At 71.9% G+C, this 13,438-nt stretch carries 9 protein-coding genes; 7 read left to right on the forward strand and 2 right to left on the reverse strand.

Annotation, left to right across the window (positions count from 1 at the left end):
• Positions 1 to 110: 110 nt before the first annotated feature.
• The 6 genes from ACWCV9_RS01015 to ACWCV9_RS01040 all read left to right on the forward strand — a co-directional run bounded on the left by ACWCV9_RS01015 (position 111) and on the right by ACWCV9_RS01040 (position 8,932).
• The gene (locus ACWCV9_RS01015; protein ID WP_450783486.1) at positions 111 to 1,202 is read left to right on the forward strand and encodes a hypothetical protein; all 1,092 of its coding nucleotides are present in this window, start codon (positions 111 to 113) and stop codon (positions 1,200 to 1,202) included.
• 91 nt (positions 1,203 to 1,293) lie between these two features.
• Positions 1,294 to 2,940, forward strand: coding sequence for an APC family permease (locus ACWCV9_RS01020; protein WP_385842687.1), 1,647 nt, complete (start codon positions 1,294 to 1,296; stop codon positions 2,938 to 2,940).
• Between the two features lie 273 nt (positions 2,941 to 3,213).
• Entirely contained in the window at positions 3,214 to 3,846 is a 633-nt protein-coding gene (locus tag ACWCV9_RS01025; protein WP_450783487.1) for a hypothetical protein, read from the forward strand.
• Positions 3,847 to 4,085: 239 nt separating this feature from the next.
• On the forward strand, positions 4,086 to 6,932 hold the full coding sequence (locus ACWCV9_RS01030; protein WP_450783488.1) for a lectin: 2,847 nt from the start codon (positions 4,086 to 4,088) through the stop codon (positions 6,930 to 6,932).
• Positions 6,933 to 7,245: 313 nt separating this feature from the next.
• A complete protein-coding gene (locus tag ACWCV9_RS01035) occupies positions 7,246 to 8,046 on the forward strand; it encodes a thioesterase family protein (RefSeq protein WP_450783489.1) in 801 nt (266 codons plus the stop codon).
• 169 nt (positions 8,047 to 8,215) lie between these two features.
• Positions 8,216 to 8,932: a hypothetical protein gene (locus ACWCV9_RS01040; RefSeq protein WP_450783490.1), complete on the forward strand. Its 717-nt coding sequence runs from the start codon at positions 8,216 to 8,218 to the stop codon at positions 8,930 to 8,932.
• Positions 8,933 to 8,938: 6 nt separating this feature from the next.
• Here ACWCV9_RS01040 and ACWCV9_RS01045 read toward each other — a convergent pair whose 3' ends face one another.
• Positions 8,939 to 9,892: a hypothetical protein gene (locus ACWCV9_RS01045; RefSeq protein ID WP_450783492.1), complete on the reverse strand. Its 954-nt coding sequence runs from the start codon at positions 9,890 to 9,892 to the stop codon at positions 8,939 to 8,941.
• A gap of 222 nt (positions 9,893 to 10,114) precedes the next feature.
• On the opposite strand from ACWCV9_RS01045, the gene ACWCV9_RS01050 reads away from it, so the two are divergent.
• A complete protein-coding gene (locus ACWCV9_RS01050; protein ID WP_450783493.1) occupies positions 10,115 to 10,855 on the forward strand; it encodes a flavodoxin family protein in 741 nt (246 codons plus the stop codon).
• Positions 10,856 to 10,863: 8 nt separating this feature from the next.
• Here the strand turns inward: ACWCV9_RS01050 and ACWCV9_RS01055 are convergent, their stop codons facing one another.
• Entirely contained in the window at positions 10,864 to 13,350 is a 2,487-nt protein-coding gene (locus tag ACWCV9_RS01055) for an ATP-dependent Clp protease ATP-binding subunit (RefSeq protein ID WP_450783494.1), read from the reverse strand.
• Positions 13,351 to 13,438 lie beyond the last annotated feature (88 nt).

Here is a 13,438-nt window from a genome sequence, read left to right on the forward strand (position 1 = left end):
TGAGTACGTTTCCACCGCAGCGCCGTGAGTTGTCCGGGAGCCGGGACCCCGGTCCCGCCGTCGGGAGCGAGCGAGGGTGGCCGGTGTGGACCCCCGGTGCCCTTCGGGCGGTGGCGGTGTTCGCGGCCGTACGCCTGGCAGGAGCCGCTCTGGTGGCGCTGGTGAGCCGACTCTCGGGCCACTCAGCGCTGAAGGGTCTGGCCCACTCCTGGGACTCGGTCTGGTATCTGCACATCGCCACGCACGGCTACGGCACCCGGCTCCACATCACCCAGAGCGGCGCGGTGCAGACCGACTGGGCCTTCTTCCCGCTGTATCCGGGGCTCGTCCACGCGGTGACGGCGCTGCTGCCGCTGTCCCCCGCACAGGCAGCCGTGCTGCTCGCGTGGGGTGCCGCCGGGGCGGCGGCGCTCGGTGTCCACTCCCTCGTCCACCGCCTGTACGGCCCCTCGACCGCCGCCGCCCTGGTCGTGCTGTGGGCGGTCCTTCCGCAGTCGGTGGTGCTGAGCCTCGCCTACACCGAGCCGCTGTGCGCCGCCCTCTGCGCATGGTGCCTGTACGCGCTGTTCCAGCGGCGCTGGGCGGCGGCCGGGGTGCTGGCCGGGTTCGCAGGTCTGTCCCGGCCGAACGGCATCGCGGCGGCCGCGGCCGTGATCGTGGTGGCCGGCCGTGAGGTCGTACGGCGCGACGGCCGGGTGCCGGCCGGGCTGTGGGCCGGGGTGCTGGTGGCGCCGCTCGGCTGGGCGGGCTATGTGCTGTGGGTGGGGCACCGGACCGGGGATCTGCTGCACGGGTACTTCCATGTGCAGAACGCGTGGGACACCCGCCTCGACCTCGGTGCCGGGACCCTGCGCTTCCTGGTGTCGCTGCCCTGGCACGGTGGCGACGTCGTGCACGACGTGGCGCTGGTGATCGTCGTGGCGGCCATCGCCCTGTTCTGGCGGTTGTGCCGGGAGCGGGCCCCGCTGGCGCTCCTGGTCTATGCCGGGGTGCTGCTGCTGCCGGTGGTGGCGGTCTCCGGCCCGTTCGAGTCCCGGCCGCGGTTTCTGCTGCCCGCGTTTCCGCTGCTCGTCCCGGCGGCCCGGGCACTGGTGCGGCTGCGGCGGACGCGGCCGGCCCGGTTCCGGCTGGTGGGCGCGGCCCTCACCGTCGTCTCCCTGACCTACGGCACCTATCTGGCCTTCGCGTCCCACTCCCCCTGACCGGCCGGGCCCGCTCGGCACACGGAGAGCCGAGTCCACGACTCCATGTCACCATGGTGCTGAGCATCACCCTACTAAGGGGGTGTGGACCATGGCCGTGTCAGAGCAGACGCCCGGTCCCAGTACCCATCGCCCAGGGCTCAGGCGCGAGATCGGCTTCATCGGACTCATCTGGGCCTCGGAGGGCTCGATCATCGGATCGGGGTGGCTGTTCGGCGCGCAGGGCGCCCTGGCCGCCGCGGGCCCCGCCGCCATCATCTCCTGGGCCATCGGCGGACTCGCGATCCTCATCCTGGCGCTGGTGCACGCCGAACTCGGCGGGATGTACCCGGTGTCGGGCGGCACGGCCCGCTTCCCGCACTACGCCTTCGGGGGCGCCGCGGGCGCGTCCTTCGGCTGGTTCTCCTGGCTCCAGGCGGCCACGGTGGCGCCCATCGAGGTGCTGGCGATGATCACCTACGCCCAGCACTACTCCTGGGCGAGCGGCTGGGAGAAGGTGGAGGGCGGCGAACACGTCCTGACCCCGCCGGGCATCGCCGTGGCGGTGGGGCTGATGGCGGTCATCACGGCCGTCAACTTCCTCAGCATCCGGATGCTGGCCAACACCAACAGCGCCGCGACCTGGTGGAAGGTCGGCGTCCCGCTGCTGACGATCTTCGTGTTCGCCGTGGCCCAGTTCCACACGAGCAACTTCACCGCGGCGGACGGCTTCAACCCGTACGGCGCCAAGGGCATCCTGTCCGCGGTCTCCACCAGCGGCATCATCTTCGCGCTGCTGGGGTTCGAGCAGGCGGACCAGCTGGCCGGCGAGAGCGCCAACCCCAAGCGGGACATCCCGCGGGCGGTGATCGGCTCGATCCTCCTGGGCATCCTGATCTACATCCTGTTGCAGGTCACCTTCCTCGCCGCGCTGCCCGCCTCCCAGATCGGCGCCCACTGGGCGAACTCCGCGTTCACCGCCCTCAGCGGTCCCTTCGCCCAGGTCGCCACCCTGATCAGCCTGGGCTGGCTGGCCACGATCCTCTACCTCGACGCCGTCATCTCCCCGGCCGGCACCGGTCTGATCTACATCACCGGTTCGTCCCGGGTGTCGTACGGCCTGAGCCGCAACGGCTATGTGCCGTCCGTCTTCGAGAGCACCAACCGGCGGGGTGTCCCCTGGGTCGGTCTGATCACCGCCTTCGTGATCGGCTGCATCTGCTTCCTGCCGTTCCCGAGCTGGCGGTCCCTGGTCGGGCTGATCACCAGCGCCAGTGTGCTGATGTACGCCGGTGCCCCGCTGTCCTTCGGGGTGTTCCGCAACCGGCTGCCGGACGCCCACCGCCCCTACCGGCTGCCCGGCGGCGCCTGGATGTCGCCGCTCGCCTTCGTCGTCGCCAACCTGCTGATCCTCTGGTCGGGCTGGACCACCGACTGGAAGCTCGGCGTCGCCATCCTCCTCGGGTACGTCATCCTGGTCGCCAACCGGGTGTTCAAGATGAACCCGATCACCCCGCAGCTCGACCTGCGCGCGGCCCAGTGGCTGCCGGTGTACCTGGTCGGCATGGGCCTGATCGTCTACCTCAGCGACTTCGGTCCGCTCAAGCACCCTTGGTTCCCGCTGTGGTGGGACATCGGTGTGGTGGCCGTCTTCAGTCTGGTCATCTACTACTGGGCCCTGGCGGTCGCACTGCCGAGCGAACAGATCCAGCACCTCATCGACCAGGTCGTCGTACCGGAGGAAGAGGACATCCTCTGACCGGGGGTTCCGTGCCCCTGCCGACGCCCTGCGGGGACACCGGGCCCTGTGGTGGAGCGCCGGACCCGCCGGGGAGCCGGCGGTCCTGGTCGTCCACCGGCGGTACCTCGAGCGCGTCCGCCACATCAAGGGGTGGAAAGGGCGGCGGCCGAACGTGCCGTTCACCGGGGAGCTGATCGTCGTCGCAGGGCAACACGAGAGGCGCACCCCCGTGGGACATTCCGCATATGGCCCAGTCACCTGGCCCTGCTCCCGGATTCCCGGTTCCTGCTGGTGAGCGGACGTACGTTCCGCGACGAGAGCACGGGCACCTGGGCACCCAACGCCGTGGTGTTCTCCCCGTCCGGTACGCCCGAGGCCGAGTTCTGCATCGGTGACGACATCCCGGCCCTCGTCACCGACGCCCGCGGCCGCATCTGGACGGCCCACAGCGACGAGGGCATCCACGGCGGCCATCCCGAGTCGGCGGCGGGCCTCGCGGGATGGGACGCCCGGGGCCGGATCTCCTGGGCCCCCGGGGGCCGGCTGCCCGACGCGCCGCTGCAAGGCTGCACCGCCGCTACCGAGGACGAACACGTATGGCTCGTCTGGTACTCCATCAGCAGCAACGGCGGCACCTTCCTCACCCGCGTCACTCCGTCCACCGGCGAGGTCACCAGCCTGCACAGTCCGATCCGCGCCCCGGACGGATTCGCGGTCCGCGGCACCAGGGCGGTGTTCACCCGCCGGAATCACAACAAGCGGTCCGTCGAACTCGTGGGCGCCCGGCTCGACGGCACCGCCTGGGAGGTGACCAGCCGCCGGAAGGTGCGGGTGCCCGGGCGGGTCGTCGGGCACTGTGGCCAGGGCCGCGACGGTTTCCTGTGGTTGCGCGCAGGCGACGCCTGGCTGCGCATCGCAGCGTGAACCGTCCCTGACGAGCCCCCGGCCCGGCCGGTTCCGGGTCAGGGGGCGGTGGGGGTCCTTGACAGGAGGGGGGTGGGGGGCCACCGTTCCCGGGTGTACTGCCTGTTACCGGACAACGTTGTCGAACGGGCATGCACCGTCGGCCCGTTCGAGCCGTTGCGCCGGTCCGCCGAAGGGACGTGGTCACGATGGCACGACCGAGAAGGTCCAGCAGAGGCTTATGGCCGTCCGTGTGCGCCGTGGGCGCCCTCGTGGCGGCCGTCCTGTCCGTCCCCGCGCCGGCATCCGCCGCGCCCGCGCCGGTCGCCGACCCCGCCTCGCTCGTCGACCCGTTCATCGGCACCTCGCACGCCGCCGACGACTTCCCCGGCGCCGACACACCGTTCGGGATGGTCCAGTGGAGCCCGGACACCGCACCGCACCGGCCGTACGGCGGCGGTTACGAGTACGGCGACTCCGCCGTCAGCGGGTTCAGCCTGACCCACATCGCGGGACCGGGCTGCCGGGCCGCCGGGGACATCCCGGTGCTGCCGACCACCGGCGCGGTGGACACCGGCGCCACCGCCGGTTTCTCGCACACCCGGGAGGCCGCCACCCCGGGCATGTACGCGGTGACGCTGGACAACGGCGTCGGCACCAAGCTGACCGCGACCACCCGCAGCGGCATGGCACGGTTCACCTTTCCCGCAACAGACCGGGCGAACCTCCTCTTCAAGCTGACGGCCAGCCAGAACGGCGTGTCCGACACCCGGTTCACGGTGGTGGGCGACAGCGAGGTGAGCGGCCAGGTCACCAGCGGCAACTTCTGCGGCACCCACAACTCCTACACCGTCTACTTCGACATGCTCTTCGACCGGCCGTTCACGGACAGCGGCACGCCCACCGCCGCGGCGACACCGTCCACCCCCCGGACCGAGGTGCCACCCGACGCTCCCGAGGCGCCGAACAAGCCGGTCCCGCACGGCGCCGCTCCCACCGGCCCGCACGCCTTCGTGCCGCGGGCGAGCGGGACCGACGGCTATGTCACCTTCGACACCACCGCCCGGCGGACCGTCCAGGCCAAGGTCGGTCTCTCCTACGTCTCCGTCGCCGACGCCGTGGACAACCGCACCGCGGAGAACCCCGGCTGGCGCTTCGACGCCGTACGGCGCGCGGCGCACACCAGCTGGAACGCGCTGCTCGGACGGGTGCGGATCGCCGGCGGCACGCGCAGCCGGCAGACGGTGTTCTACACCGCGCTGTACCACGCGCTGCTCCACCCGAACGTGATCAGTGACGTCAACCGGCACTTCCCCGGCTTCGACGGCACCGTGCACACCGTCGACCCGGGCCACGCCGCCGCCTACGCCAACTACTCGGGCTGGGACGTCTACCGCTCCCAGGCCCAGCTGGAGGCGCTGCTCGCCCCGGGCACCGCCTCGGACACCGCCCAGTCGATGGTCGACGACTTCCGGCAGACCGGCCTGCTGCCCAAGTGGTCGGAGAACAACGGGGAGACCCATGTGATGGTCGGCGACCCGGCGGACGCGATCCTGGCCGAGTACTACGCCTTCGGGGCCCGGCACTTCGACACCGCCGCCGCGCTGCGGGCCATGGTCACGGAGGCCACCACCGCGGGCGCCAACCGCCCCGGGCTGAACTACCTGGAACAGCTCGGCTGGCTGCCCGCCAACGGCAGATACGGCTGCTGCAACTTCTACGGAGCCGCCGCCACCACACTCGAGTACGACTCCGCCGACTTCGCCGTCTCCGCGTTCGCCGGGGCCCTCGGCGACCGCGCCGACCAGCACCGGTTCGCCGACCGGGCGCAGCACTGGCAGAACCTGTTCCACTTCGGCAGCGGCTTCGTCCAGCCGCGTGACGCCTCCGGCCGGTGGACCGCGGGCTTCTCCCCCACCTCGGGCAAGTACTTCGTCGAGGGCGACTCCTGGCAGTACACGCCGATGGTGCCCTTCAACCTGCACGGGCTGGCCACCGCCCTGGGCGGCGACCAGGCGACGGCCGCGTTCCTGGACACCGACCTATCCTCGCTGACCGGGGCCGGCGGCCACACCGACCTGGGCAACGAACCGAGCCTCGACATCCCCTGGGAGTACGACTACATCGGCCGCCCCTACCGCACCCAGCAGGTCGTGCGGCAGGTGCAGGACCAGATCTGGACCGACGGCCCGGACGGGCTCGCCGGCAACGACGATCTGGGCGAGATGAGTTCGTGGTTCGTGTGGTCCGCGCTCGGCATGTACCCGGAGACACCCGGCACCGCCGATCTGGCGCTGGGCAGCCCGCTCTTCCCGCGCGCCGTGCTCACCCTGCCGTCCGGCCGCACCCTCACGGTCGACGGCGCGCACGCCGCCGACGACGCGCCCTATGTGCAGTCGGCCACCTGGCAGGGCAGGGCCTGGAACAAGGCCTACCTGCCGGTCGGCGCGCTCACCGGCGGCGGCACGCTCGCCTTCGACCTCGGCACCACCGCCAACCCGGCCTGGGCGGCGGACGGCTCGGCCGCCCCGCCCTCCTACCCCGGGAACCCCACCTACACCGACATCGGGACCTCCGCCGACGCGGCGGCGGACACGGCGAACTTCGACGGGGCCGGGTACAGCTACTCCGCCGAGGCCCTGGCCGCCGCGGGCGTCACCCCGGGATCCCGGATCACCGCCGCCGGTGTCTCGTTCACCTGGCCCGGCGTCGCGCCCGCCACGCCGGACAACTACGAGGCGAACGGTCAGACCGTGCAGGTCTCCGGCTCCGGCACGCTGTCCTTCCTGGGCGCCGCCAACAACGGTCCGTCCTCCGGCACGGCCCTCGTCACCTACACGGACGGCACCACCCAGCAGGTCCCCGTCGCCTTCTCCGACTGGACCCTCAACGCCGGCACCGCGACACCGCTGCCCGGCGACACCGTCGCGGTGACCACCGGACACCGCAACCACGCGGGCTCGGCTCCCGACCCGGCCAGGGCCTATGTCTTCGCCACGGCTCCGGTGACCCTGGCCGCGGGCAGGACGGTCCGCAGTGTGCGCCTGCCGTCCGATGTCACCGCGGGCGGCCTGCACATCTTCGCGCTCGGCTTCGGCTCCGGCTGACCGGTCCGGCGGCGGTGGTGCGAAAGGCCCCGGGCGCGGGGAGGCGGACCGGGGCTCGCCGTCGACGTTATGCCCTGCCTCCCCTGCGGTGGCGGGCCCTGACGGGACTCTGACGGGGACCTCGGTCCTCTTGACGGGACGCTGACGCCGCCGCCCGCCCGGGCGGCGAGGGATGGTCAGCCGTCCCCTCCCGTCCGGCCACGGCAAGGATTTCACCCCCTGATCATCTGTACGAGGAGAAGTTTGCGCACGCCCCTCGGATCCGGCCCCCTTTCGCAAACATCTGTCGCGGTTCTCACGGGACGATGGACCCGTGCAGCCCGACGCCTATTACGAACGCATCGACGAACACCGCTTCAAGCCGACCGAGCACGCGAGCGGGGCCTGGGACACCAGCGAGCAGCACTTCAGCCCGCTCGGCGGTCTCGTGGCCCACGCGATCGAGGGTCACCTCGCCGCCCGCCCGGGCGGCGAGGGCCTGGCCGTCTCCCGGATCAGTTACGACATCCTCGGCCGGCTCGCGCTGGACGAGTGCGAGGTCCGGGTGGAGACCGTCCGGCCCGGCCGCACCATCGAACTCCTCGAGGCCACCGTGGACATCGCCGGCCGTACGGCGGTCCGGGCCCGTGCCTGGCTGCTCGCGGCGCAGGACACCGGCGCGGTGGCGGGCGGCGGTGACGACCCGCTCGCGCCGCCCGAGTCGCTCGCGCGGTGGCAGATGGCCGACCAGTGGCCCGGCGGCTACATCGCCTCGCTGGACGTCCGGCCGGTGACACCGCCGCGGCCCGGCCGGGCGACCGCCTGGGTGTCCACGCCGCTCGATCTGGTGGCGGGCGAGTCCGCAGGTCCCCTCGCCTCCTACCTCGCGCTGGTGGACACCGCGAACGGCATCGCCGTACGGCAGCCGCCGACGGCCTGGCTCTACCCGAACGTCGACCTGACGGTTCATCTGCACCGGCAGCCGGTGGGCGACTGGACCGGCCTGGACACCACCGTCGTCTTCGGCCCGGCCGGCCAGGGTCTGACCAGCACGGTGCTGCACGACGTCGAGGGTCCGGTCGGCACGGCCCAGCAGATCCTGACCGTCCGCCCACTGCCCGGTTCCGCCGGCTGACCCCGGGGTGTGCCGTACGGCCGTGACGCACCGAGGTGTCGTCCTCCGGCGGCACGGGGCCTGCCCGCCCCTATCATCGAGGTGTCGGGCGCCCCGCACCGCAACTCCGTTTCCCTGCCCGGCGTCATGGGCCGCGCGGGGCGTGCCGCGGACACATCCGGAGGGAAAGATGCCCGAAAACCCTACCCCGGTCACCGAGTTGACCTCCCAGTACGTCAGCCAGGTCACCAGCGACCTTGAGCGCAACCTCAAGGAACAGGACCGCGTCACGGCCGAAATCTCGGCCCTCCAGGAGCAGTTGACGGCGCTGCGGCACGACCACGCCGTGCTGGTGAGCATGCGTCAGGCGCTCGGCGTCACGGGTGCGGCGGGCGGCGCCGGCACCGCCGAGGGGCCGGTCGTACCCGCTCCGCGCACGACGTCCGCGACCGCGTCCGCGCCGGCCTCGGGGCGCTCGGCGCGGAAGGACGGCGCGGAGCCCGCGGAGACCGGCAAGGAGACCGGCGCCCGGACCGCCGGGAAACCGGCGGCGGAGCAGGCCGCGCCCCGGAAGACACCGGCACGCAGGGCACCGGCCAAGAAGACACCGGCCCGCAAGGCCGCCGCCAAGGCGCCTCAGGTCACCCTCGTGGAACTCGTCCGCGGCCATCTGGCGGAGCAGAGCGAGCCCCGGTCCGCCGCGGAGGTCACCGCGGCGCTCGACCGGGCACACCCCGAGCGGCACGTCCAGACCAAGGTCATCCGCACCGCCCTGGAGAACCTGGTGGCCAGGAACCAGGCGCACCGGGCCAAGCAGGGCAGCTCCGTCTTCTACACGGTCAAGGCCGCACCGGCGACGGAGTCCCCCACGACGGAGGCACCGCCCGCCACGGACACCACCGGGTGACCGTGGTCAGACGCCGGTGACCCGGCGCTGCGCCTGTTCGAACTCGGCCAGGGGGTCGCCGCCGGCCTGCCAGGGCCAGGCGGTGACGACCCCGCCGATCGCCTCGAAGACCGGCCGGGCCTCGGCGCGCCGCTCGGCGGCCGTCAGCGCGTAGGCGAGGAGGTTCAGGTCGGCGAGGGCCTGGGCGTGGCGCAGGAATCCCGGCTGCCCCCAGGTGTGGGCCACGCGGTCGAGGGCGTGCACCGCCGTGCCCTGGGACCAGTGGTTGCGTGCCACCAGCGCCTCGAACCCGCCGCGGTCGAGGATGGAGTGGTACTGCCGGACCTGGGCGGTGAGTTCCGTCGCCACACAGGGCGCGTTGGCGGGCATGCGGGCGCCCAGGGAGTCCACGAACTCCAGCACCTGGAGCCGGGAGCCGGCCCCTTCCGGGCTGAGATAGGACAGCATGGTCATATAGGCCTCGCGGTTCCAGCGGTCCCGGGCGAGCACCTCGTTCCACACGCCGAAGGCCTGGGGCTGCTTCCAGCGTTCCCAGCGGGCCAGCCCGAGCAGGGCCACCCAGGGGGTGGGGTCCTGCGGGGCGAGTTCGGCGGCGCGCAGACAGCTGTCGACGGCGTCGGCGGAGTCGCCCGGCTGGTCCTGGGTGCGGATCTGCGCGACCCGGGTCCAGCCGTACAGCGTGAGCGCTGTGGCGTTGCGGGGCTCGCGGGTGACCCAGGATCTCGGCAGGTTCGACCCGGTGAGGAACTCCGCCAGGACGCTGATGCGGTGCGTGCGGCGGTCCCAGTCGCCGGGGTCCTGGTCCAGCAGCCGGGATATCTGGGCCACACACAGATCAGTGGTGGCGATGGTTCCGGTCCTGGTGGTCGCCACCAGGGACTTCAGCAGCCTGCCCAGCTCCTGGTCGTCGAGTTCGGGGGCGAGGCGTGCCCGTCTGCGGCGGCTTGAAAGAAATCCCATGTGCGGAGGCTAAAACGGATCAGACCACGCACAAGGGCTGAGCCTAGATCGTTATGGATATCGATCATCTTTTGCCATTCCGGCCCGGTGGCGCCCGTGCGGCCGACAGAGTGATTGCGCCGGGCCGGTGGTGCCGGTTCCGGTGCCGCCGCGCGGCCGGCCCGCAGGATGGGCGTACTGCGCCACCCTGACCGGCACGGTGGCACGACCTGCGGAGAGTCCGTGACCATCACGCCGTCGCCGTCCCCCGACGCACCGCCCGCCCGCTACGACGACCTGCGCGCCCTGGTGTTCAACTGCACCCTCAAGCGGTCCCCGGAGCGCAGCAACACCCAGGGACTCATCGACCGCAGCGTGCGCATCATGGAGGCCCAGGGCATGCTGGTCGAGGTCGTCCGCGCGGTCGACCACGACATCGCCACCGGCGTCTGGCCGGACATGACCGAGCACGGCTGGCAGACGGACGCCTGGCCGGCGCTGTACGAGAAGGTCATGGCGGCGGATGTGCTCGTCCTGGCCGGGCCGATCTGGCTGGGTGACAACAGCTCGGTGATGAAGCAGGTCATCGAGCGTCTCTACGCGTGCTCCAGCCTGCTCAACGACGCCGGGCAGTACGCCTATTACGGGCGGGTCGGCGGCTGTCTGATCACCGGGAACGAGGACGGCGTCAAGCACTGCGCCATGAACGTCCTCTACAGCCTCCAGCATCTCGGCTACACCGTCCCGCCGCAGGCCGACGCCGGCTGGATCGGCGAGGCGGGGCCCGGGCCCTCCTACCTCGACCCCGGCTCCGGCGGCCCGGAGAACGACTTCACCAACCGCAACACCACCTTCATGACCTGGAACCTGCTCCACCTGGCCCGCCTGCTGAAGGACGCCGGGGGCGTACCCGCCTACGGCAACCAGCGCACCGCCTGGGACGCCGGCTGCCGCCGCGACTACGAGAACCCCGAGCACCGCTAGCCGAGGGGTCAGCTTCCGGTTCTGCGGACCGTGCAGTGCAGGGAGTCGTGCTGGACGTCGGCGACGATCGTGTCACCGGGGTCGGCCTCGCCGCCGAGCAGCAGGCCGGCGATGCGGTTGTCGAGTTCCGTCTGGATCGTGCGGCGCAGCGGGCGGGCGCCGAACTCGGGCTGGTGCCCGTGGGCGATGAGCAGCTTCTTCGCAGCCTCGGTGACCTCCAGCCGCAGGCCCTGGGCGTGCACCCGGTGGGCGCTGCGGTCGAGGAGCCGGTCCAGGATCCGGCTCAGGTCGTCCTCGGTGAGGGCGTGGAAGACGATGATGTCGTCGATGCGGTTGAGGAACTCGGGCAGGAACCGGTCCCGCAGGTCGTCCATCAGCTGGTCCCTGAGCCCGGACACATCGCCCCGGTGGTCGAGGATGCGGTGCGCGCCGATGTTGGACGTCATGATGACGACGCAGTGCCGGAAGTCGACGGTGCGGCCCTGGGCGTCGGTGAGCCGGCCGTCGTCCAGGATCTGGAGCAGGGTGTTGAAGACATCGGGGTGTGCCTTCTCCACCTCGTCGAACAGCACCACGCTGTACGGCTGCCGGCGGACCTTCTCGGTGAGCTGGCCGGCCTCCTCGTAGCCGACGTAGCCGGGAGGCGCGCCGACGAGCCGGGCGACGGTGTGCTTCTCCTGGAACTCGCTCATGTCGAAGCGGACCATGCGGTCCTCCTCGCCGAAGAGCAGCGCGGCGAGGGTCTTGGCGAGTTCGGTCTTGCCGACGCCGGTGGGGCCGAGGAAGAGGAAGGAGCCCACCGGGCGGTCCGGGTCGCCCATGCCGGCGCGGTTGCGGCGTACGGCCTGGGCGACCGCGGTGACCGCCTCGTCCTGGCCGACGATCCGGGCGTGCATCTCCTCTTCCAGCCGGAGCAGCTTCTCCTTCTCGCCGGCGGTGAGCCGGGAGACCGGGATGCCGGTGCGCCGGGCGACGACGTCCGCGATGTCGGCGGCGGTCACGGAGACGACGCCTTCCCTGCGTTCCTCGATGCCGGCGAGTTCGCCCTCCACCTGCGCGATCTGCCGCTTGAGTTCCGAGGCGTTCTCGAAGTCCTCGGCGGCGACGGCCTGTTCGAGTTCGCGGCGGAGCCGGGCGATGCGGTCCTCGCGGCTGACCACCTCGGTGGAGCGGCCGACGCTGCGCAGCCGTACCCGTGCACCGGCCTGGTCCATCACGTCGATGGCCTTGTCGGGCAGGAACCGGTCGGTGACATAGCGGTCGGACAGTTCGGCGGCGGCCGCCAGCGCCCCGTCGTCGAACCGGACCTGGTGGTGTGCCTCGTAGGCGTCGCGCAGGCCCTCCAGGATCTGCACGGTCTCCTCGACGGTGGGCTCGGGCACCATCACGGGCTGGAAGCGGCGTTCGAGCGCGGCGTCCTTCTCCACGTATCTGCGGTACTCGTCGATGGTCGTGGCGCCCACCACATGGAGGTCTCCGCGGGCGAGGGCGGGCTTGAGCATGTTGCCCGCGTCCATGGCGCCCTCGCCGGTGGCGCCCGCGCCGACGACCGTGTGCAGCTCGTCGATGAACAGGATGATCCGGCCGCCGGCCGCCTGCACGTCCTCGATGACCTTCTTCAGGCGTTCCTCGAACTGGCCCCGGTACTGCGCGCCGGCCACCATGCCCGACAGGTCCAGTGCGACGACGCGCTTGTCCTTGAGGGTGTCGGGGACCTCTCCGGCGACGATGCGCTGGGCGAGTCCCTCCACGATGGCGGTCTTGCCGACTCCGGGTTCACCGATGAGCACCGGGTTGTTCTTGGAGCGCCGGGAGAGGATCTCGACGGTCTGCTCGATCTCCTCGGCCCGGCCGACCACCGGGTCCAGCCGGCCGGCCCTGGCCTCCTCGGTGAGGTCGCGGCCGTACTCGTCCAGGGTGGTGGCCGGGGTCCGGCGTTCGCCGGGGGCGGCCTCGGCGCGGGCCGCCTGCTCGGTCAGGCCGGTGAGCTTGCCGGTGTCCAGTCCCTCGGCCCGCAGCAGCCGGGCGGCACCGGTGTCGCTGTCGCCCAGCAGCGCGCCGAGGATGTGCTCCGGGCCGATGTAGGACACTCCGGACGCCTGGGACCGGGCGTAGGCGGCGCCGAGGGTCCGCTTGGCCGCCGGGGTGAGCCCCGGCCGTGCGGACGGCTCGCCGGACTCGGGCGGCAGCGCCTTGTCGAGCTGGCGGGCGAGGGTGTCGGGGTCCAGGCCCACCTGGGTGAGCAGCCTGCGGGAGGGTTCGACCTGGGTCGCCGCCCAGAGCAGGTGCTCGGTGTCGAGGTCGGAGGTGCCGTCCTCGGCGGCTCTGCGTGCGGCCTTGTTGAGCAGTTCCTGCGCGGACTCGGTGAGCAGCCGGCCGATGGGCACGCGTTGCACCGCCGGCGGCGAGGACGCCGGTGACATTCCGAAGAAATGATTCAGCAGTTCGCTGAACGGATCCGACGAACCGAGCGGTGCACCGAACGACATCGACATACGTGCTCCAGGATGCGCGGGGGGCCGTACTCACTGAAACCCGGCGGCTGACGCCCCGCAAGCGGAGTCTGCGGGGCCTCAGCCGCCG

Source organism: Streptomyces sp. NPDC001606 (genome assembly GCF_053596835.1).